Source organism: Burkholderia paludis, from assembly GCF_000732615.1.
Classification (GTDB): Bacteria; Pseudomonadota; Gammaproteobacteria; order Burkholderiales; family Burkholderiaceae; genus Burkholderia; species Burkholderia paludis.
On sequence record NZ_JPGL01000015.1, the window covers coordinates 1 to 19,495 of the forward strand.

Annotated in this window: 20 protein-coding genes and 1 pseudogene; 15 read left to right on the plus strand and 6 right to left on the minus strand. The window is 64.6% G+C overall.

Annotation, left to right across the window (positions count from 1 at the left end; all coding sequences use genetic code 11):
* Window positions 1-321: transposase (locus GQ56_RS41090; protein ID WP_152601723.1), on the minus strand; the 321-nt coding region annotated here is incomplete at its 3' end.
* Between GQ56_RS41090 and GQ56_RS47035 the strand changes: the two are divergent.
* From GQ56_RS47035 to GQ56_RS39290, 3 genes and pseudogenes are all read left to right on the plus strand, one after another.
* Window positions 282-962: pseudogene (locus tag GQ56_RS47035) on the plus strand (RHS repeat-associated core domain-containing protein); the annotation flags it as partial. The gene GQ56_RS41090 and the pseudogene GQ56_RS47035 overlap by 40 nt on opposite strands.
* A gap of 6 nt (window positions 963-968) precedes the next feature.
* A complete protein-coding gene (locus GQ56_RS44155) occupies window positions 969-1,766 on the plus strand; it encodes a hypothetical protein (protein WP_152601724.1) in 798 nt (265 codons plus the stop codon).
* 921 nt (window positions 1,767-2,687) lie between these two features.
* Window positions 2,688-2,909 (plus strand): SymE family type I addiction module toxin, encoded by a 222-nt coding sequence (locus GQ56_RS39290; protein WP_043301285.1) that lies wholly within the window; start codon window positions 2,688-2,690, stop codon window positions 2,907-2,909.
* 86 nt (window positions 2,910-2,995) lie between these two features.
* Here the strand turns inward: GQ56_RS39290 and GQ56_RS41100 are convergent, their stop codons facing one another.
* Entirely contained in the window at window positions 2,996-3,619 is a 624-nt protein-coding gene (locus GQ56_RS41100; protein WP_075122917.1) for a hypothetical protein, read from the minus strand.
* Window positions 3,620-4,418: 799 nt separating this feature from the next.
* On the opposite strand from GQ56_RS41100, the gene GQ56_RS0111035 reads away from it, so the two are divergent.
* The 5 genes from GQ56_RS0111035 to GQ56_RS0111055 all read left to right on the plus strand — a co-directional run bounded on the left by GQ56_RS0111035 (window position 4,419) and on the right by GQ56_RS0111055 (window position 9,402).
* Complete coding sequence (locus GQ56_RS0111035; RefSeq protein ID WP_031398709.1) at window positions 4,419-5,537, plus strand: branched-chain amino acid ABC transporter substrate-binding protein; 1,119 nt, start codon at window positions 4,419-4,421, stop codon at window positions 5,535-5,537.
* A 184-nt stretch (window positions 5,538-5,721) separates the two neighbouring features.
* Entirely contained in the window at window positions 5,722-6,648 is a 927-nt protein-coding gene (gene livH, locus GQ56_RS0111040) for a high-affinity branched-chain amino acid ABC transporter permease LivH (RefSeq protein ID WP_031398710.1), read from the plus strand.
* Window positions 6,649-6,659: 11 nt separating this feature from the next.
* Window positions 6,660-7,931 (plus strand): high-affinity branched-chain amino acid ABC transporter permease LivM, encoded by a 1,272-nt coding sequence (locus GQ56_RS0111045; protein WP_031398711.1) that lies wholly within the window; start codon window positions 6,660-6,662, stop codon window positions 7,929-7,931.
* Window positions 7,928-8,701 (plus strand): high-affinity branched-chain amino acid ABC transporter ATP-binding protein LivG, encoded by a 774-nt coding sequence (gene livG, locus GQ56_RS0111050; RefSeq protein ID WP_031398712.1) that lies wholly within the window; start codon window positions 7,928-7,930, stop codon window positions 8,699-8,701. Before GQ56_RS0111045 ends, livG begins: the two co-directional genes overlap by 4 nt.
* Window positions 8,701-9,402, plus strand: a complete 702-nt coding sequence (locus GQ56_RS0111055) for an ABC transporter ATP-binding protein (protein ID WP_031398713.1) — start codon at window positions 8,701-8,703, stop codon at window positions 9,400-9,402. The genes livG and GQ56_RS0111055 overlap by 1 nt, the downstream gene beginning before the upstream one ends.
* An 85-nt stretch (window positions 9,403-9,487) precedes the next feature.
* Here the strand turns inward: GQ56_RS0111055 and GQ56_RS0111060 are convergent, their stop codons facing one another.
* Entirely contained in the window at window positions 9,488-10,339 is an 852-nt protein-coding gene (locus GQ56_RS0111060; RefSeq protein WP_031398714.1) for a LysR family transcriptional regulator, read from the minus strand.
* Between the two features lie 133 nt (window positions 10,340-10,472).
* Between GQ56_RS0111060 and GQ56_RS0111065 the strand changes: the two genes are divergently transcribed.
* From GQ56_RS0111065 to GQ56_RS0111080, 4 genes are all read left to right on the plus strand, one after another.
* Complete coding sequence (locus GQ56_RS0111065; RefSeq protein ID WP_031398715.1) at window positions 10,473-11,453, plus strand: hypothetical protein; 981 nt, start codon at window positions 10,473-10,475, stop codon at window positions 11,451-11,453.
* Window positions 11,454-11,482: 29 nt separating this feature from the next.
* Window positions 11,483-12,469, plus strand: coding sequence for a 2OG-Fe(II) oxygenase (locus GQ56_RS0111070; RefSeq protein ID WP_031398716.1), 987 nt, complete (start codon window positions 11,483-11,485; stop codon window positions 12,467-12,469).
* 13 nt (window positions 12,470-12,482) lie between these two features.
* Window positions 12,483-13,406, plus strand: a complete 924-nt coding sequence (locus GQ56_RS0111075; protein WP_031398717.1) for a DMT family transporter — start codon at window positions 12,483-12,485, stop codon at window positions 13,404-13,406.
* 65 nt (window positions 13,407-13,471) lie between these two features.
* Complete coding sequence (locus GQ56_RS0111080; RefSeq protein WP_031398718.1) at window positions 13,472-13,822, plus strand: VOC family protein; 351 nt, start codon at window positions 13,472-13,474, stop codon at window positions 13,820-13,822.
* Window positions 13,823-13,849: 27 nt separating this feature from the next.
* On the opposite strand, the gene GQ56_RS0111085 is transcribed toward GQ56_RS0111080, so the two are convergent.
* Window positions 13,850-14,257: a DUF2000 family protein gene (locus tag GQ56_RS0111085; RefSeq protein WP_031398719.1), complete on the minus strand. Its 408-nt coding sequence runs from the start codon at window positions 14,255-14,257 to the stop codon at window positions 13,850-13,852.
* Window positions 14,258-14,301: 44 nt separating this feature from the next.
* A complete protein-coding gene (locus GQ56_RS0111090; protein WP_031398720.1) occupies window positions 14,302-15,162 on the minus strand; it encodes an AraC family transcriptional regulator in 861 nt (286 codons plus the stop codon).
* A 199-nt stretch (window positions 15,163-15,361) separates the two neighbouring features.
* Between GQ56_RS0111090 and GQ56_RS0111095 the strand changes: the two genes are divergently transcribed.
* Genes GQ56_RS0111095 through GQ56_RS0111105 form a run of 3 tightly spaced genes read left to right on the plus strand, consistent with a single transcriptional unit; the run spans window position 15,362 to window position 17,982 of the window.
* Complete coding sequence (locus GQ56_RS0111095) at window positions 15,362-16,342, plus strand: ABC transporter ATP-binding protein (RefSeq protein WP_031398721.1); 981 nt, start codon at window positions 15,362-15,364, stop codon at window positions 16,340-16,342.
* Between the two features lie 4 nt (window positions 16,343-16,346).
* Window positions 16,347-17,174 carry an ABC transporter permease gene (locus tag GQ56_RS0111100; RefSeq protein WP_031398722.1) on the plus strand — a complete coding sequence of 276 codons (828 nt, stop codon included), beginning with the start codon at window positions 16,347-16,349 and terminating at the stop codon, window positions 17,172-17,174.
* Window positions 17,175-17,178: 4 nt separating this feature from the next.
* Complete coding sequence (locus GQ56_RS0111105; protein WP_031398723.1) at window positions 17,179-17,982, plus strand: ABC transporter permease; 804 nt, start codon at window positions 17,179-17,181, stop codon at window positions 17,980-17,982.
* Window positions 17,983-18,132: 150 nt separating this feature from the next.
* On the opposite strand, the gene GQ56_RS0111110 is transcribed toward GQ56_RS0111105, so the two are convergent.
* Window positions 18,133-19,434, minus strand: a complete 1,302-nt coding sequence (locus GQ56_RS0111110; protein ID WP_031398724.1) for an aspartate aminotransferase family protein — start codon at window positions 19,432-19,434, stop codon at window positions 18,133-18,135.
* Window positions 19,435-19,495 lie beyond the last annotated feature (61 nt).

Here is a 19,495-nt window from a genome sequence, read left to right on the forward strand (position 1 = left end):
CGACCCCTTCGCAAAGTACGCCGTTGCTTTTGAGAGAATTTCAATATCGAGTTTCGCGCTGGCCAATTCCTTGCGTAGCCGACCGTTCTCCGTTTCCAGTTCGCTAATCGGGCCGGTTGTTCGTGCCGCGACCGACTCATGACCACCAGCCTGACCAACGCCGTCGGCCCGGCGACTACGCCGCATCCAGTCCCCTAATGTCGCTACCGGTACCCCAAGCCGTCGCGCGGCCTCATGCTGACCGACTGATTTGGCAAGCTTGACGGCCTCGACTTTGAACTCGTCCGTGTATTGCCGTTTCGGTACTGACTTCTCTGACATGCAACCCTCCGTACATACAGGAAATTAACAAAATTCCTGCTGTACGCGAAATCGAGGCATGGTCACCGGGACAATGGTGCGACGAGGAATCGGGCCTGCACTACAACCTGCATCGCTATTACGACCCGGACTCAGCGCAGTACTTGAGTGTTGACCCCCTCGGCCTTGCAGGCGGATTCCGGACCCAGGGCTATGTTCATGATCCAAGCGAGTGGGTTGATCCGTTCGGATTGCAGCAATGCCCCGAACGGGAAGTCAATGGAACGAAGATATACGGCAAGGGGCAGAGGGACGGAACGCCGGGGCATGACCAGTTCTCAGAAGTGATCGCTAACAAGCTCGCGATGAGTGGGAAATTCAAGGAAATCTATCTGAATCGATCCTATAATTTCGCTATGGATAATGCTGTTTCAGCTCGTCGACCTGACATTATGGCGGTGGATATCAATGGCAGGGTGCATGCAATCGAAATGGCATCACGAACTGATATGGGGGCAAAATTGCGAACGCTGACGTCGAGAAACTATGACGCGATGCAAAATCTTCCTCCAAATGAGCGCGGAGATATCCTTGTGTTCGAGCATCCGTATGATGCGCAAACGATAAAAACTGATCTGGATAATTTGATATCAGGAATCTGAGAAGAGATGAACACTGGAATCGTAATTTACGGAACCGATCCGAATCAGGCTGCGCTCGCTCTGTCAATTGCTGAAAATCTGTTTCGTCAATTTGGTGGGGAAGCGACTAACGCATTTTTTTTGGAATTCGTTGTCCGGCGCGGAGAGAGGTTTGTAGATGATCATGAAACATCTCTCGCTGACTTAAGACGCAGGATTTCGGTCGGAGAGGTCGCCGCGTTCCAAGTATATAGCGAAGAGGAAAAAAATGGTGTGCCAGTTATTTCATTTGGTCACAATGTTCCGGAATTTGAGGGGCTGGCATTTGTCGATGTACAAATAGGAAGGTCGATTCAAGAAATAAATATAGAAGTAGAAGAGTTTCTAAAAAATATTGCGATTTACATGAATTTTAAGTATGCGATTGCTTACGAGGCTGAAAATTCGTCGATTGCATGCAAATATTCAACTGGTGTAAATTTAGTTAGAATTTTTCCTTTTGAAAATACGTCTCTTTTCACCAGGGATCTTCCTGGTAGGTCGCCGGGATCGGCCAGCTACGAGGGAAAAAAACTCAGGATGATTTATCCATTGAATGTTATCAATGAGGAGCACTTGGAAATTCGTTTCAACGATCTTTCGTTGAAGGAATGGATCGAGTCTGGTTCTTCTCGTGGATCCTTGGAAAAAATTCCAAACAACATGTGGCTTTGGTCAGTCAAGGCGACGGACTTGCCGGAAGTGAACAACGCTTGCGGAGAGGCAGGGATATTACTCGCCTGGCAAAAAGCGTCAGCGAATAAGCCGACGAGAAAACTGCCGTGATCTTGCTTCCAGAACGACGTAAATCGTAGGCGGCCCTGTTGGTTCCAAATTCGCGCGTAAGGACATGAGATGATCGCGTAGTGACGGCGGGGTTAACCGTTCGGAAATACTTGACATCAATCGCCACGAGCATCTGCTTATACTCGATCGTGAAGTCCAGTGGGTCTCGTCCACCAAGTTCTTTCACCGGGAACTCGAAGCGACCGAGCAAGTCGCCGATCCAACGCTCAAAACGATCAGCGTCGGACCGGTAAATTCTGTTCTGATTGCCATCCATTTTGCTTGCGCCTTCGTTCTTTTATGAAACCGGTGTCCGACCGGGTTACCTATTCCCAGCTATCGATACAGCATGTAAGCATCGGGGTCGCCGCTATCTTACGTCAGATGGATCGTAGACCGGGGCGGAGTCCGTTACTTGCTTCATAAGAAGCGATGGTTGAAGAGAGGCGAGCGTGAATAGCACCTGTGGGTTGAAAGTACGCCGTCGGCTTCCGTGAGACTCACCATTCTTGACCACTGAGGGGCGAAGGTCCGAAACCAGCTGCGGATTCAACCCGTCGATCCAATCGAACTGTTTCAAATCGTCAAGTTCTGTTTAATCGCTCACTGTGACAGATCGACGTTCGCCATCAGCTCTCGCAATGACCGTGAGCATTGACCTCATTGTCTGCCTATAACCAACGGCTAACGTGTGCCCAAGCAGCAAACGCTATCTAATAGGCAATGTCCAGCCGATGATGATCGCGCGCGCGGACGTGTACGTTGTACGTCCTGATCCACACGTCGAACCCTCATTTTCATCGAACCACCAATAAAGGAGGAATCCGAACCATCAAAATCACCGCAGTAAACGAGCGCGGGCCGCAAGTGCTACCAACACTCACGACCCGCTAACCACAGCCAACTACAGGAGAGTTGCCCATGGCTAAGTCGAATCATAAAGCACGACCACCAAAGACGGAACGTTTCGTCACGATCCAGGAAATGTGGGGTTCCCCGAAAAGAATGGAACCCAGGCCGGAAAAGTTCTACCCGTACATGAAGATTGGTGGGATGTGGCTGGTCAACGATGCGTGTTTTGTCCCGGGCCGCAAGGCGCAGATCGTGATCGAGCCCGGCAGGCTGATCATCACGCAACTGTAAAAGGCAACGCCGCAAGATGCGGCCGCGCTGCGCGAAGTCGCGCAGCGCGCCGGGTAGGGCAACCTAAGCCACTCGCGCCGAGAGCATCACCAGGCGATATTGCAAGAAGACCGCGACGTCCCCGCCCCGCCGGTAGCCGTGCAATGCGTGCCCGCACCGTTGTCATAGAACGTCCGCGTCTCCGGCTGCGGCACCGACGGATCGAACGGATTCGGCGCACCATGCGGACCGCGCGGCGCATCGTACGGCCGCTGCGCCGCATACGATCCGCCACTACCAGCCGGCCGCGAGCCGTTAGCCCGCAGGTATTCATTCCAGTTCTGCTCGCGCTGCTCATACCCAGGCACCGCGCGGCCAAAACTATCGCTCCCACCCGCGCCGAGCGCAACGCGGTTCGCGGGCAATACCAAATCGGGTTCGTGCTCCGGCGAAGGCGGCGGAGCCATAAGCGCATCGCCCGTCACACGCAACGGCCGCGTATCCGGCGTATCGAACGGACTACGCTCCACGGGCGCGGCGTACTGCATGCGGCGGCGATTCATACGTGCCGTATGCCCATCGTCGCGAATGGCAGCGCGCCGTTCGGAACGAAAGACATTGGCACCAGCCGACCGATCGGTCAGCGTATCGCGGCCAGCCGCATTGGCGGTAGAAACAGAAAGCGCGCAAGCGATCGCGGCGGCGGAAGAAAATCGAAACGAATGATTCATCAGCGATCCCAATCAGGTGATGTGCAATGAAAAAAACGGCAGATCACTGGCTGGCGGCTGTACGACGAAAGGGCGCGGAAGCGGCCCCGAGACGACTGCGAAGCGTGCTGGTCACGACGTGCAGGAAGGCTGGCTGGATTGCAGAGACGAATTCGTATTATTTCATATAAATAACTACGAGCTTTCCAATGTTCGAATCGGTAGGCAATTAGTAGGAATTGCCGCCTCGGCCGAGCGCCCCGTTCTGGTGCCTGCCGGTGCAATCCTCAGGCGATTGATTTTTGACGGTCGGACCCTCTGCAAGCGCCGAACATGCCGCACGCAACGGAAAACTTCCGAACGCCAATCCCGTCAAGGTACACCGCCCATCCACCCCTTGCGGCGCAACCCGATAGCACCGTCAGCAAACGTTCCACCTCTTGTCCGGTTGCGCCCCGGTCGCTGCCGCGCGTCTCCGTGTTTTCCCTCGGTCGACCGGCATTTTTGACAGACGATTTAAAAACGCTCATATAATTTCGACTGCCTTGCCAACGGCTGTCGGACCATCCCTCCGATCAAGCGGTTTGGCAAGCGGGGCAGGCGAAACGCTTGCGCAATGCAAGACGCATCACGATGTCTTTCCGAACCAGACGTCCCCTTCGGGGACTGCAAGAGCCGGGCCCCGCTACGCAACATTCCGCCGGAGTTCCGTCTTCTATGTGTCTCGGGCGCGTTCCATATCCGCGCCCCGGGTGCTGTTCGATTGCGCAAGTCATGCCGCCTTTGCCCGTATGACTAAACAACATCGAGGAGCTCCCAGATGACGCTGTCCCGTCTTACGTCCATTTCCGTCGCCGCCGTGCTGTTCGCCGCCGGCGCCGCCACCGCGCAAGCGGAAACCGTGAAGATCGCCATCGCTGGTCCGATGAGCGGCTCGGTCGCCCAGTACGGCGACATGGTGAAGGCCGGCGCGCTGACCGCGATCGAGCAGATCAACGCTGCGGGCGGTGCGGGCGGCAACAAGTTCGAAGTGGTGATGATGGACGACGCGTGCGAGCCGAAGCAGGCCGTCGCCGTCGCCAACAAGATCGTCAGCCAGAAGATCCAGTACGTGATCGGCCACGTGTGCTCGGGTTCGACGATCCCGGCCTCCGACATCTACGAGAACGAAGGCATCGTGATGGTCACGCCGTCGGCCACCGCGCCGCAGCTGACGGAAGGCAAGAAGCGTCACTTCATCTTCCGCACGATCGGTCGTGACGACCAGCAAGGCCCGGCGGCCGCTCACTTCATCATCAACAACGTGAAGCCGAAGAAGGTCGCGGTGCTGCACGACAAGCAGTCGTACGGCCAGGGCATCGCGTCGTCGGTGAAGAAGGACCTCGAAGCCGCGAAGATCCCGGTCGTGCTGTTCGAGGGCATCAACGCCGGCGATTCGGACTACTCGGCGATCATCACGAAGCTGAAGTCGCAAGGCGTCGACTTCGTCTACTTCGGCGGCTACCACCCGGAAATGGGCCTGCTGATGCGCCAGGCGCGCGAGCAGGGCGTGAAGGCCACCTTCATGGGGCCTGAAGGCGTGGGCAACAAGGACGTGACGGCGATCGCCGGCCCGGCCTCGGAAGGCATGCTCGTCACGCTGCCGGCCGACTTCTCGGCCGACCCGGCCAACGCGGCGCTCGTGAAGGCGTTCGCGGACAAGAAGCGCGATCCGAACGGCCCGTTCCAGATGCCTGCGTACGCAGCGGTGAAGATCATCGCCGACGCGATCGCCGGCGCGAAGACGACCGATCCGACCAAGGTCGCCGCGTACATGCACAAGACGACGTTCGACACGCCGATCGGCAAGGTCGCGTATGACGCGCAGGGCGACCTGAAGGCGTTCAAGTTCGTCGTGTACACGTGGCACAAGGACGCGACGAAGACCGCCGCCAAGTAATACGGAGTACCCGCCCACGCATCCGCCCCGTCCGAGACCCGGACGGGGCGGGTGTGCATTCGCGCCGCGCATGCCCCCAGTGCGCGGCCGGCGGGCGGCCCGAGACGACACCGTGCGTTGCGCGCGGCCGAACGCCGTGATCCGGCGCGGTACGCCACACAGCGCCAACGGGAGCTTCCCGCACATGACTGACTTCTTTCCGCAATTCGCCCAGCAGCTGGTCAACGGCCTGACGCTGGGTGCGATCTATGCGCTGATCGCCATCGGCTATTCGATGGTCTACGGCATCATCGGCATGATCAACTTCGCCCACGGCGAGATCTACATGATCGGCGCGTACGTGGGCCTCGTGACCCTCACGGCCATCGGCGTCTCCGCCGGCTATCCGCTGCCGCTCGTGCTCGGCGCCGCACTGATCGTGTCGGTGATCGTCACCGGGCTGTACGGCTTCGCGGTCGAGCGCGTCGCGTACCGGCCGCTGCGCGGCGGCCCGCGCCTCGTGCCGCTGATCTCCGCGATCGGCATGTCGATCTTCCTGCAGAACTACGTGCAGATCGGCCAGGGTGCGCGCGACGTGTCCGTGCCGGTGCTGATCTCCGGCGCATTCGACATCCATCTCGGCGGCGATTTCGACGTGACCGTTCCGTATTCGCGGCTGATGATCGTCTGCGTGACGGTCGTGCTGATGATCGCGCTCACGCTGTTCATCTCGCATTCGCGGATGGGCCGGGCGTGCCGCGCGTGCGCGGAGGACATGAAGATGGCGAACCTGCTCGGCATCGACACGAACCGCGTGATCTCGTTCACGTTCGTGCTCGGCGCGATGCTGGCCGCCGTCGGCGGCGTGCTGATCGGGCTGACGATCGGCAAGCTGAACCCGTATATCGGCTTCGTCGCGGGCATCAAGGCGTTTACCGCCGCGGTGCTCGGCGGGATCGGCAGCATCCCGGGCGCGATGCTCGGCGGCGTGCTGCTCGGCCTCGCGGAAACCTTCGCAGCGGGCTACATGCCGGCCGAGTACAAGGACGTCGTCGCGTTCGGCCTGCTCGTGCTGATCCTGCTCTTCCGCCCGACCGGCCTGCTCGGCAAGTCGGACATCGAAAAGGTTTGAGGGAGACGCAGATGAGTACAGTCATTTCCGTTCGCCGCCCGGCCGCCGACGCTTCGGTCGGCCAGGCGCTGAAAAATGCCGTGGCCGCCGCGTTCCTGACGGCAATCCTCACGATTCCGGTGCTCGGGCTGCAACTGAGGCTCGACGGTTATCAGGTGGTGCTCACGCCGCACTGGCGGCCGGTGTGGATCGCGGTCGCGGCCGTGTTCCTGTTCCAGCTATTCAAGCCGTGGCTCGTGCGCGCGAAATCGGCGGTGAAGCTGCCGGCGATGCCCGCGATGGGCGCGCAGCAGCAGCGCGTGGTCGTCTGGGCGCTGCTCGCGGTCGGGCTCGTGTGGCCGTTCTTCGGCTCGCGCGGCGCGGTGGACGTCGCGACGCTCGCGCTGATCTACGTGATCCTCGGCCTCGGGCTGAACATCGTGGTCGGGTTCGCGGGGCTGCTGGATCTCGGTTATGTCGGGTTCTACGCGGTCGGCGGCTATACGTACGCGATGCTGAACCAGTACTTCGGGCTGTCGTTCTGGGAGTGCCTGCCGCTCGCCGCGATCGCGGCCGCGACGTTCGGCTTCCTGCTCGGCTTCCCGGTGCTGCGGCTGCGCGGCGACTATCTCGCGATCGTCACGCTCGGCTTCGGTGAAATCATCCGCCTGCTTGCGAACAACCTGACGAGCCTCACCGGCGGCCCGGACGGCATCTCGGGCATCCCGAAGCCGACCGTGTTCGGCTACGAGATGGCGCGCAGCGCGAGCGTCGAAGGCGCGAAGACGTTCCACGAACTGATCGGGCTGGAATACAGCGGCGACCACGTGGTGATCTTCCTGTACCTGATCGCGCTCGTGCTGGTCGGCTTCACGCTGTTCGTCACGAGCCGCCTGATCCGCATGCCGATGGGCCGTGCGTGGGAAGCGCTGCGCGACGACGAGATCGCGTGCCGTTCGCTGGGCCTGAACCCGACGCGCATCAAACTGTCGGCGTTCACGCTCGGCGCGGCGTTCGCGGGCATCGGCGGCGCGTTCTTCGCGGCGCGCCAGGGCCTCGTGAATCCGGAATCGTTCACCTTCATCGAATCGGCGCTGATCCTCGCGATCGTCGTGCTCGGCGGGATGGGTTCGCAGCTCGGCGTGATTCTCGCGGCGATCCTGCTGACCGTGCTGCCGGAAGTCGCGCGCGGCTTCGCCGAGTACCGGATGCTGATCTTCGGTCTGGTGATGGTGTTGATGATGATGTGGCGTCCGCAGGGCCTGCTGCCCGCGAGCCGTCCCCACGTGGAGTTGCCGCAATGAGCGCGAATGCAGAACTGTTGAAGGTCGCCGGGCTGCAGATGCGCTTCGGCGGGTTGCTCGCGGTGGACGGGATCGATTTCGACGTGCGCCGTGATGAAGTGTTCGCGATCATCGGGCCGAACGGTGCGGGCAAGACCACCGTGTTCAACTGCGTCGGCGGTTTCTACAAGCCGACCGGCGGCGACGTCGTGCTCGACGGCCACGCGATTGGCGGGCTGCCCAGCCACAAGATCGCATTGAAGGGCCTCGTGCGGACGTTCCAGAACATCCGCCTGTTCAAGTCGCTGACGGTCGTCGAGAACCTGCTCGTCGCGCAGCACCGCAAGGTGAAGGCGGGACTGCTGCACGGCCTGTTCGCGACGCCCGCGTATCGTCACGCCGAGAAGGAAGCGCTCGAGCGCGCGGCGGTGTGGCTCGACCGGATGGGGCTGACGTCGGTCGCCAACCGGCCGGCGGGCACGCTGTCGTACGGGCACCAGCGGCGCCTGGAGATCGCGCGCTGCATGATCACCGAGCCGCGTCTGCTGATGCTCGACGAGCCGGCGGCCGGCCTCAACCCGCAGGAGAAGGTCGAACTGCAGCACCTGATCGACAAGCTGCGCCGCGAGTTCGGCGTATCGGTGCTGCTGATCGAACACGACATGAGCCTCGTGATGGGCGTATCGGACCGCATCCTCGTGATGGAGCACGGCCGGCCGATCGTGATCGGCACGCCGGAAGCGGTCCGCAACGACCCGCGCGTGATCAAGGCGTATCTGGGGGAAGAGTGATGCTGAAGCTGGAACAGGTCCATACGCACTACGGCGCGGTCGAGGCGCTCGCGGGCGTGTCGATCGAGGTGAACAAGGGCGAGATCGTCACGCTGATCGGCAGCAACGGCGCCGGCAAGACGACATTGATGATGACCGTGTGCGGCACGCCGCGCGCATCGTCGGGCCGCGTGCTGTTCGAGGGCAACGACATCACCGCGATGTCGACGCACCAGATCATGCGGCAGGGGATGGCGATCTCGCCGGAAGGGCGGCGCGTGTTCCCGAGCCTGACGGTGCTCGAGAACCTGAAGATGGGCGGCTTCTTCGCGAGCCGTCACGAGATCGACGACGGCATCGAGCACGTGTTCAAGCTGTTTCCGCGCCTGAAGGAGCGCGCGACGCAGCGGGCCGGCACGATGTCGGGCGGCGAGCAGCAGATGCTGGCGATCGGCCGCGCGCTGATGAGCAAGCCGCGCCTGCTGCTGCTCGACGAGCCGACGCTCGGCCTCGCGCCGCTCGTGATCGCGCAGATCTTCGACATCATCCGCACGATCCGCGAAGAAGGCGTCACGGTGTTCCTCGTCGAGCAGAACGCGAACAAGGCGCTCGGCGTGGCCGATCGCGGCTACGTGCTCGAAACGGGGCGCGTGGTGCTGGCCGATACGGGCGCGAACCTGCTCGCGAACGACCGGATCAAGCAGGCTTACCTCGGCGGCTGATGCCGGACGCCGCCGGCCCGCGACGGGCCGGCGGCGGCATCGCGATCGCCTTCTCATGCAGGGCCGGTTCCCGGCCCTGTCTTCCCTATCCGATCCTGAAGGTGCTTTTCAGCACGTCGCGCAGATGCAGCGCGGCGCGATTGCTGTCGTCCGTCAGGATGGTGATCAGGTGCGGCGGGAGATCGGGCAGCACGATGCCGGCGACATGGCTGGTCAGGTTGCCGGACACGCGATCGTGCTCGATCAGGCCGACCGCGAGGCCGTTCGCGATGCAGGCCTCGACCGCCGGCGAACTGGCGCTCTCGAGCAGCATCCGGTGCGCGATCTTCGCCTTCTTCAGCGCGTTCAGCGCGGTGTCGCGGTACGGGCAGCCCTGCAGCTGCACGGCGATCGGCAGCGGGGCGTCGGGATTGAACTTGAAGGTGCGCGCGGCGACCCACACCGGATGGGTCTTGCTGAGCAGCTCGGCGCGCGGCGGCGCTTTCGGGACCACGGCGATCGTGATGTCGAGCTGGCCGCGCGCGAACAGTTGCTGCAACTCCTCGCTCGAGCGCGCCTCGACCGTCAGTTCGAGCAACGGCCGGTCGGCGGCGAAGCGCGGCAGGAATTCCGCCATGAAGTGCGCCGCGTAGGAATCGGGAATGCCGAGCCGCAACTTGCCGGTCAGCATCTGCGGCGACAGCGATTCGACGAGCCGGTCGTGGCTGAGCAGGAATTCCGTGGTGTCGCTCAGCAGCTTGTGGCCGAACTGCGTGAGTTCGACGGCCTGGTTGTTGCGCGTAAACAGGCGCTGCGCGACCATCTCCTCCAGCTTCTGGATCTGCGCGGTGACCGACGACGGGCTGCGATTCACATGGGCGGCCGCATCCTTGAAGCGGCCGAGCTTCGCGACGGCGTGGAAGGTACGCAGCAGGTCGACGTCCAGGGTGCGCGGCATGATTTTGAATTTCCGAATCAGTGATTCAGGTAATGTCGATTGACGGAATTATTGAGCATCCCATATTCTCGGGTCAACAGGCAGACAACGGCAGGCAGCCGGTCGGGCGTCGCACGTATCCGGGGAACGATTCATGTCGATCAATGATTTCGTTGTAGATGCGCTGGTGCGGGACAGGAAGCTGAAGGCGGATTCGGTATGGACGGTCGAGAATCACGAAAAGTATTCGACGCTGGCGCGCACCGACGATGAGGCGCGGCGCAGGGAGGCGGGGCGCGAGGTGTTTTCGCTGATGCGCAACCTGAACGAGCTGGGGGTGCGGAGCCCGGCGCTGTGCGCGGACCGCGACGGCAACGGTTCGTTGCGCGAAGCGATCGGCGCATTGAGCGAGCGGCTCGCCACGCTGTCGCGCGGCCGCCATGTTCACTACATCGAGCTCGGGCCGGAGCCGGTCAAGACGACCGAACTCGTGAAGGCCGTCAGCGGCGGCGGCCCGAACCATCTGCGCTACACGGCCGTCGACATCAACGAGTCGTCGGAAGACGCGATGCGGCACGCGATCATGCCGTTCCTGAAGACGCCCGGCTGTTTCAACTACATCGCCGACGATTACCGCAACGTGCAGTGGGACCATATCGACCTCGGCCAGGACGTGACGTTCATCACGATGCTCGGGTTCCAGGAAGGCAACGAACTGCCGGTGACGATCGGCCGGCTGATCCGCACGCTCGGCGGCAAGTCGACCTACGTCGTGTCGGAAATGCAGCTGCTGGTCGAGGGGCGTGAAGAACCCATCTACGCGTTCTACAAGAACGAGAACATGGTGCGGTTCTCCGAAATCGTCAGCCGGCAGCAGGGCTTCGAGCCGCTCGGCGAACATCACGTGTCGATCGTGCGGCTCGACCTGCTCGGCGATCAGTTCCACGTGGCGGTAACGCTGCAGCCGGTATCGAAAGCCGGAGCCGACGGGCATCTGATCACCAATGTCTGCCTGAAATACACGCCGGAGCAGTTCCGCCACGTCCGCCACAGTCATGCCAATTGCCGCGTGATCGACGAACTGCGCAGCGGGGACGGCAGCGTCGTGTACCAGATCGCGCAGTTCAAGGGCTGAATGCCGACACGACCACAGCGAGGCACGCGATGAACAAGGGAAATGCTTTGCCGGTGTTTGCGCGAGGGTTCGACCGGGTGAGGCTCGCGCTGCAGACGTCGCTGTCCGGCGGCGCGAATGTCGACGGCGCGCTGGACGCGTCGACGGAGCCGATGCGCTGGAGCGGCGCGTGCCTGCGCGACGGCTACGAGGTGCGATACCGGCGCAATCTCGACGATCTCGGCTATCGCGACGTGCCGATGCGCGGCACGCGCTCCGATGCGCTCAACGCGGTGTGCCATCTGCGCGGGCTGTTCTCCGCCGAAGCGGTCGATGCGCTGCGCGAGATCGGCCGGGCGCTGGAGCGCAGCGCGTCGAGCAGCAACTGGATCATCTCGAAGCGCGTGCGCGCGGTGACGGAGCGCTCGCGGTTCATCGACGACATGATGCACGACCGCGCATTCCTGTTGCGGGTGTCGCGTCTGGCCGGTGTGCCGCTGATCCCGTATCCGATGGTCAATGCGCGGTCGCAGTTCAACTACTACTATCCGGCCGGCCCGCGCGACGGCAACGCGCAGTTGGGCATGTGGCACACCGACGGCACGAGCTTCGTGCTGAACGTCGTGCTGTCTGACCGCGACGATTATGAAGGCGGAAACTTTCTGTTTTACGAATCGAGGGCGGAGACGTTCGACCGCCACGATCGCGAGCGCCGGCACGTGAAGACCGCGAACCTGGATCGCGCGGGCGACGCGCTGCTCATCTACGGCAGCAAGCTGTTCCATGGCGTCGAGCCGGTCGAGGCGGGGCGGCGCATGTCGCTCGTGCTGTCGTTTCATTGCCCGTACACGCGCGAGGACGACAACGGCTTCTGGCATCTCGCATCGGACGACGGGATTCCGCGCACAATCGTCAACTGGCTGGCGCTGCGGCGCGCGCTCGGGGACGACGCAGAACTGCAGTACCGCCGGCTCGGGCTCGAACCGATTCGCCCCGAGGATCTCGCCGACCAGCGCCTGTTTCCGGCCACCTTCTGAGAGCCGTCGCCCCATGCCGCTCGTCCTGCTCCAGCTCGTCTTCGTGTTGTCGTGGAGTTCCGGTTTCATCGGCGCCAAGCTCGGCGCGGAGACGGCTGGCGCGTTCAACCTGCTGTTCTGGCGCTTCCTGCTCGTCACGCTGTGCCTGGCGATCGTTCTGAACCGGCGGCTCGGGCGCCTGACGTGGGAGAAACTCCGCTATCACGCGGTGATCGGCTTTCTGTCGCAGTTTCTCTATCTGGCCTGCGTCTATGTCGCGATTCAGCATGGCCTGCCGCCCGGCATCGCCGCGATCGTCGCCGCACTGCAGCCGCTCATCACGGCCGCGATGACGGCGCTGGAAGGCAGCGAGCGCAGCGGGGCGCGCCAGTGGGCGGGCCTCGTCGTCGGCTTCGTCGGCGTGGGCATCGTGATCGGCGGGCAATATGCGCTGCCGGCCGGGTCGGTCGGGCTCGTCATGTACCTGCTGCCGCTGGTGTCCGCGCTGGGGCTGTCGATCGCGACGATCTACCAGCGGCGCCGCGCGCTGACGGCCGCGCGCAGCAATGAGGACGGGCTGTTCCTGCCGCTGTTCGTGCAAGGCTGCGTGAGCCTGGTGCTGTTCGCGGCGTGCGGGATCGTCACGGGCGATCTGCACGTGCCTACTCAGCCGAATGTGTGGCTGTCCGTCGTGTGGTTGACGGTGTTCTCGACCTTCATCGCCTACCTGTCGTTGTGGGCGCTGCTCAAGCGTATGCCCGCGACGCGCGTGGCGACGCTCGTCTATCTCGAACCGCCCGTGACGCTGGCCTGGGCCGCGTGGATGTTCGGCGACAGCATCGCGGTGTCGACCTATCTCGGCATCGTCGTCGTCGCGATCGGCGTGTGGCTAGCCAGCAAGCACGACGAGCGGCCCGCGCGGGCACGGCGTGCGGACATGGAGACGGCCGGGCGCTGAGGCACGGGTTGCGCGCACGATTCCGGTGTAGCGTCGCGGTACTGCCCGTCCCGCGAAGGAAACCGATGAAAGTCAAACGTATCGTCGCCAATATCGACACGCGCTCGGTCGACGAAGCGAAGCGCTTCTACCAGCGGATCTTCGGCCTCGACCTGCTGATGGACCACGGCTGGATCGCGACCTACGGCAACGGCGAGCAGATGGATGTGCAGATCAGCTTCGCGTCGCAGGGCGGGGCGGGCACGCCGACGCCCGATCTGTCGATCGAGGTCGACGACGTCGATGAAGCGCTCGCGCGCGTGCATGCCGCGGGGATTCCCGTCGAATACGGCCCGGCTGACGAGCCTTGGGGCGTGCGGCGGTTTTACGTGCGCGATCCGTTCGGCAAGCTCGTCAACGTGCTCGCGCATCGCTGATCGGGCACGTTGGGCCGGCTGCGACGTTTACGCATGCAGCGCCAGCCCCTTCACCGCCTTGTCGACCGCCTTTTTCGGCCCGCGCAACGCCAGCCCGACGAGGTCGAGATGCTCCGCATCGCCGGCGCGAAAGACTTCGCGGTTGGCCGCGTCGTGCCCGGTCGAAAACATCGCGTGCACGTAGGGCACGATCGTGAGTTCGCGCGACAGCGCCTGCCGGTGCGCGGCCTGCAGGCCGTCGAGGTCGGACGCGAACACCAGCATCGGCTGGCCCAGCATGCGGCCGTAGCGACGCCCCGCCGCATCCTCGTAAGGCTCGCCGAGCGCGTCGGGCGCTTCGGCCGCGACACCCGTCGCGAGAAACGCGACCACGTTGAGTTTCTGCCACGCCGCGAGATCGTCGCGCACGATCAGCGCCACCTTGGTATCGAACATGATTGCTCCTCGTTGAAGCGCTCATGATCGGATGCCGCGCGCGATCAGTCTGGAACGTTTGTGCACATTTGCCGGTACGCGGCCGGCGTGATCCGGTATGCGCGGCGGAACCAGCGACCCAGGTGGCTCTGGTCGGCGAAGCCGACGTCCGCGGCCGCCTGCGCGGGCGTGCGGCCTGCCGCCAGCAGCCGGCGCGCGGCGCGCAGCCGCAAGCGCACCAGGTATGCGTGCGGCGACGTGCCGTACGCGCGCTGGAACAGCCGCGTCAGCCGGAAGCGGTCGATCCCGGTGAGCTCGACGAGTGCGTCGAGGCCGATGTCGTCGCTCATGCGCGCATGCAGCAGATCGCGTGCGCGGGCAATCGCGGGCGCGACGGCCTTGCCGTCCGTCGCGAGCGGGGCGCGCAACTCGCCGCCGAGCCGCATCAGCAGGCGGTCGAGCGCCTGGTCGCGCGCGAGCTTGCCCTCGCTGCCGTGGAGCGCGACGAACGCCTGCCGGATCGTGTCGACGAGGCCGCGATCGTCGACCAGCGTATGGCCGAACGATGCCTCGATGCCGCCGAGGCCCGGCAGATCGAGCCGGCGCGCCGCGCGTTCGACCCATGCCTGCGGCAGGTACAGCATCCCGTAGGTGAAACCGCCTGCTTCGGGGGCATGCCCGTCGTGCAGCGCGCCCGGCTCGATCAGGATCGCGCGCCCCGGCACACTCGTATGCACCGACCGGTGGCACTGGAATTGCTGCACGCCCTGTTCGGTGAAGCCGACCAGCATGTCGTCGTGATCGTGCGCATCGTACGCATGGCCCTTGAAATGTGCGTGCAGGCTTTCGATGCAGGTGTCCGGATCGCGCCGCGCGACGAGCCAGTGGTCGGGGGCGCCGGCAGGTTGAATCGCTGTCGTCGTCATGGCTCGCCTCGCCTCGCTGGTCGTCGTTGCCCACCCGCCAGTGTACGCAGGTCGCGGGCTGCGTACACTGGCGGGCCGGTCGGCCACGCGGCTGCATCCTGCCGATCGTTCGTCCCACCCCGTGATAAGATCGCGCGCTTTCCGCGCCGGCGCCGTCTGCCCGACGGCCGCGGGCGGCCAACGAACCAGCGAGGATGGCATGGCCCAGATCGTCGTCGAAGGCCTGGCAAAGACCTACCGCGTCGCGGAGCGGCAGCCCGGCATGCTCGGCCTGCTGCGCCGCCGCTGGCGCGAGGTCGAAGCGCTCAAGGACGTCAGCTTCAGCCTGCGGCAAGGCGAACTGCTCGGGTTCATCGGCCCCAACGGGGCCGGCAAGTCGACCACCATCAAGATCCTGTCCGGCATCCTGCGCCCGACGTCCGGCAAGGTGATCATCGACGGCCGCGTGCCGTTCGACGACCGCATCGCGCACGTCGCGCGCATCGGCGCGGTGTTCGGGCAACGCAGCCAGCTGTGGTGGGACCTGCCCGTCATCGACGGCTTCGACCTGCTGCGCGACATCTATCGCGTCGATCCCGGCGCCTACCGCCGCACGCGCGACGCGCTCGTCGCGATGCTGCGCCTCGACGGCCTGCTCCATCAGCCGGTGCGCCAGTTGTCGCTGGGGCAACGGATGCGCGCCGAAATCGCCGCGGCGCTGCTGCACGAACCGCCGATCCTGTTTCTCGACGAACCGACCATCGGCCTCGATGCGCCGTCGAAGCTCGCGGTGCGCGACTTCGTCAGGACGCTGAACCGCGAGCGCGGCGTGACCGTGCTGCTGACGACGCACGACATGCACGACATCGAGGCGCTCGCGGAGCGCGTGATCGTCATCGGCCACGGCCGGGTGCTGGCCGACCAGCCGTTCGACGCGCTGCGCGCCGGGGTGCTGTCCGACCGCCGCATCCTGGTCGATTTCGCGGACGAAGCGCCGGCGCTCGACATCGCCGGCACGCAGTTGCTGCGGCGCGAGGGGCGCACGGTCGAACTGGCGTTCGATCCGGGCGTGATTAGCGCGCCGGCGCTCGTCGCGCGTATCGCGGCCGAGCATGCGGTCGAGGATATCCGCGTCGAGCAGCCGGCGATCGAGGAGGTCATCGCGCGCTTCTATCGCCTGCACGGCGCGACGGAAGCGTGAGCCGATGAACGTCCTGCGCCCGTACACCGCGGCCTTCTCGGCACGCTTCAGGGTCCTGCTCCAGTATCGCGCGGCCGCGCTCGCGGGTTTCACGACGCAATGCTGGTGGGGGGCGCTCAAGGTGATGATCTACGCGGCGTTCTACCGTCACGCGACGCACGCGCAGGCGTCGATGACGCTCGAGCAGGTGACGATCTACACGTGGATCTCGCAGGCGCTGTTCGCGCTGCTGCCGTGGGCCGGCGACCCCGACGTCGCGGCGGCGGTGCGGACCGGCGCGGTCAGCTATGACCGGTTGCGCCCGGTCGACACCTACACGTGGTGGTATGTGCGGGCAATGGCGTGGATGAGCGCGCGGGCGCTGCCGCGCGTCGTGCTGATGTTCGTCGCGGCGGCGATCGTGCTGCCGCTCGCCGGCTTCGGCGAATGGGCGTGGCAGCCGCCGGCGGACGCCGCGCGGGCCGCGCTGTTCGTCGTGTCGGTGCTGCTGCTGATCGGCCTTGCCGCCGCGTTCGTGATGCTGCTGAACCTGTGCATCGCGGCGACGCTGACCGATCGCGGGATCAACACGCTCGCGCCCGCGTTCGTGATCCTGTTCTCGGGCAACCTGATTCCGCTCGGCCTGTTTCCGGACCGGCTGCAGCCGCTGCTGATCGCCCAGCCGTTTGCCGGCATGCTCGACATTCCGTCGCGGATCTACATCGGCACGCTGAACGGCGCCGCCGCATGGGCCGGGCTCGCGCTGCAGGCGTTCTGGATCGTCGCGCTCGTCGGGCTGGGGCGCTTCGCGATGCGCCGCGTGATGGCGCGGCTTCACCTGCAGGGAGGCTGAACCGATGGATGCCGTGCGCCTGCTGTCGCGCTACTTCGCGACCTCGATCCGAGCGCAGCTCCAGTATCCGGCGTCGAGCCTGATGCTCTGCGCGGGCACCTTCCTGACGACCGTCATCGAGCTGGTCGGCATCTGGGCGCTGTTCGACCGGTTCGGCAACGTGCAGGGCTGGCGTTTCGGCGACATCTGCATGTTCTTCGGGATGGTCAGCGTCAGCTTCGCGATCGCCGATTTCATCAGCCGCGGGTTCGACGTGTTCGGCAGCGATTTCATCCGGACGGGCGACTTCGACCGCCTGCTGCTGCGCCCGCGCACGGCCACGCTGCAACTGATCGGCCATGACTTCCGGCTGCGCGTGATCGGGCGATTGCTGCAGGGGATCGTCGTGCTGGTCGTCGCGACGCGCGCGCTCGAATTCGACTGGAACGCCACGGCGATCGCGCTGGCCGTGTGGACGATCGCCGGCGGCGTCGCATTGTTCTTCGGGCTGATGGTGCTGCAGGCGACGCTCGCGTTCTGGACCGTCGAAAGCCTGGAAGTCGTCAACGTCGTCACGTACGGCGGCGTGCAGGCCGCGCAATTCCCGATCAGCCTCTATGCGGGCTGGCTGCGCCATTTCCTGACCTTCGTCGTGCCGATCGCGTGCATCGCGTATTTCCCGGTGCTGGCGATCCTCGGCAAGCCCGACCCGCTCGGCGCGCCGCGCTGGTTTCTGCCGCTCGCGCCGGCGGTCGCGTTCGTGTTCCTGGGCGCATGCTTCGTCGCGTGGCGGTTCGGCGTACGCAAATATACGTCGACGGGGACCTGAGACGCCGCCGCCGGTTCGTCCCGCGCCGGGCGCCGGGGCGGCCCGCGGCGTGCCGATCGAGCGGCGTCCGGATGCCGGTTTTCGTCGCGAGGGTGCGTCGAAGCGGCGAGACGGACCGGGCGGGGCGCGCAAAGGGGTTGCCGCGCACCGTTACAGCGCGCGTGCAATCGCCTGTTCCAGCAGCGACAGGCCGAGGTCGATCTCTTCGTCGCTGACGGTCAGCGGCGGCGCGATCCGGAACACGCCGCCCATCCCGGGCAACTGCACGATGTTCATGCTGAGCCCGAGGTTCATGCACTCGCGCGTGATTTTCGCGCCGAGCCCGTCCGCCGGCTCTTTGGTGCGGCGATCCTTGACGATCTCGACGCCGAGCAGCAGCCCGCGTCCGCGCACGTCGCCGATGCAGTCGAACCGTTCCATCAGGTCGAGCAGGCCGCGTCGGAGCCGGTCGCCCATTGCGTTCGCCCGTGCGACGAGCCCGTCGCGCTGCACGACGTCCAGGACGCGCAGGCCGACTGCCGCGGGCAGCGGGTCGGATACGTGCGTCGTGTAGAACAGGTAGCCGAGCGCGTGCGCGCGTTCCTCGATCTGCGCGGACGTGACGACGGCCGCGAGCGGCAACCCGGCGCCCAGCGTCTTCGACAGCGTCAGGATGTCGGGCGTCACGCCGTCGCGCTCGCACGCGAACATCGTGCCGGTGCGCCCGACGCCGGTCTGCGCCTCGTCGAGGATCAGCAGCATGCCGCGGGCCTCGCACTTGCGCTTGAGCGCCGCCATGTAGCCTTCCGGCAGCTCGATGATCCCGCCCGAACTGAGGATCGGCTCCGCGATGAAGGCCGCGAGGCTGCCGCTCGACTGGCGATCGATCAGGTCGAACGCGTAGTCGAGTTCGGCGAGCGGATCGTACGCGCCGTTGTGCTCGAAGCGGGGCCGGTACGCGAACGGCGCGGGGATCGCGAACGAGCCGACGGCGGCCGGGCCGACGCCCTTGCGGCCGGCGCTGTAGGTGGCCGACGCGGCCGCGCCGGTCATGCCGTGCCAGGATTGCGCGAAACCGACGATCTCGTACTTGCCGGTGACGAGCTTCGCCATCCGGATCGCGGCTTCGTTCGATTCCGCGCCGGTACTCAGCAGGAGCGCGCGATCGAGCCCGGCGGGCGTGATGTCGGCGAGGCGCGTCGCGAGATCGACGACCGGCCGCGACAGCATCCCGCTGAACAGGTGGTCGAGCTTGCCCGCGTATTCGCCGATGACGGACACGATCTCCGGATGGCTGTGGCCGAGCACCGCGCTCATCTGGCCCGACGTGAAATCGAGGATCGCGCGGCCGTCCGCGTCGTACACGAAGCTGCCTTGCGCGCGCTCGACGATGATCGGCTCGAACGTGCCGCCGTAGCGGACCAGGTGCTGCCTGGCGTTGCGCCAGAAGGTCGGGTCGTCGTTCAGGGACATCGGGCGTCTCCGGGCAGGGGGCAGGGTTCGCTTGCAGTCTAGGCGCGCGTCTGGTTTGATG

Coding starts and splice junctions, on each gene's coding strand:
- GQ56_RS44155 (WP_152601724.1), top strand. CDS start 969: ATGAACACTGGAATCGTAATTTACGGAACCGATCCGAATCAGGCTGCG.
- GQ56_RS39290 (WP_043301285.1), top strand. CDS start 2,688: ATGGCTAAGTCGAATCATAAAGCACGACCACCAAAGACGGAACGTTTC.
- GQ56_RS41100 (WP_075122917.1), bottom strand. CDS start 3,619: ATGAATCATTCGTTTCGATTTTCTTCCGCCGCCGCGATCGCTTGCGCG.
- GQ56_RS0111035 (WP_031398709.1), top strand. CDS start 4,419: ATGACGCTGTCCCGTCTTACGTCCATTTCCGTCGCCGCCGTGCTGTTC.
- livH (WP_031398710.1), top strand. CDS start 5,722: ATGACTGACTTCTTTCCGCAATTCGCCCAGCAGCTGGTCAACGGCCTG.
- GQ56_RS0111045 (WP_031398711.1), top strand. CDS start 6,660: ATGAGTACAGTCATTTCCGTTCGCCGCCCGGCCGCCGACGCTTCGGTC.
- livG (WP_031398712.1), top strand. CDS start 7,928: ATGAGCGCGAATGCAGAACTGTTGAAGGTCGCCGGGCTGCAGATGCGC.
- GQ56_RS0111055 (WP_031398713.1), top strand. CDS start 8,701: ATGCTGAAGCTGGAACAGGTCCATACGCACTACGGCGCGGTCGAGGCG.
- GQ56_RS0111060 (WP_031398714.1), bottom strand. CDS start 10,339: ATGCCGCGCACCCTGGACGTCGACCTGCTGCGTACCTTCCACGCCGTC.
- GQ56_RS0111065 (WP_031398715.1), top strand. CDS start 10,473: ATGTCGATCAATGATTTCGTTGTAGATGCGCTGGTGCGGGACAGGAAG.
- GQ56_RS0111070 (WP_031398716.1), top strand. CDS start 11,483: ATGAACAAGGGAAATGCTTTGCCGGTGTTTGCGCGAGGGTTCGACCGG.
- GQ56_RS0111075 (WP_031398717.1), top strand. CDS start 12,483: ATGCCGCTCGTCCTGCTCCAGCTCGTCTTCGTGTTGTCGTGGAGTTCC.
- GQ56_RS0111080 (WP_031398718.1), top strand. CDS start 13,472: ATGAAAGTCAAACGTATCGTCGCCAATATCGACACGCGCTCGGTCGAC.
- GQ56_RS0111085 (WP_031398719.1), bottom strand. CDS start 14,257: ATGTTCGATACCAAGGTGGCGCTGATCGTGCGCGACGATCTCGCGGCG.
- GQ56_RS0111090 (WP_031398720.1), bottom strand. CDS start 15,162: ATGACGACGACAGCGATTCAACCTGCCGGCGCCCCCGACCACTGGCTC.
- GQ56_RS0111095 (WP_031398721.1), top strand. CDS start 15,362: ATGGCCCAGATCGTCGTCGAAGGCCTGGCAAAGACCTACCGCGTCGCG.
- GQ56_RS0111100 (WP_031398722.1), top strand. CDS start 16,347: ATGAACGTCCTGCGCCCGTACACCGCGGCCTTCTCGGCACGCTTCAGG.
- GQ56_RS0111105 (WP_031398723.1), top strand. CDS start 17,179: ATGGATGCCGTGCGCCTGCTGTCGCGCTACTTCGCGACCTCGATCCGA.
- GQ56_RS0111110 (WP_031398724.1), bottom strand. CDS start 19,434: ATGTCCCTGAACGACGACCCGACCTTCTGGCGCAACGCCAGGCAGCAC.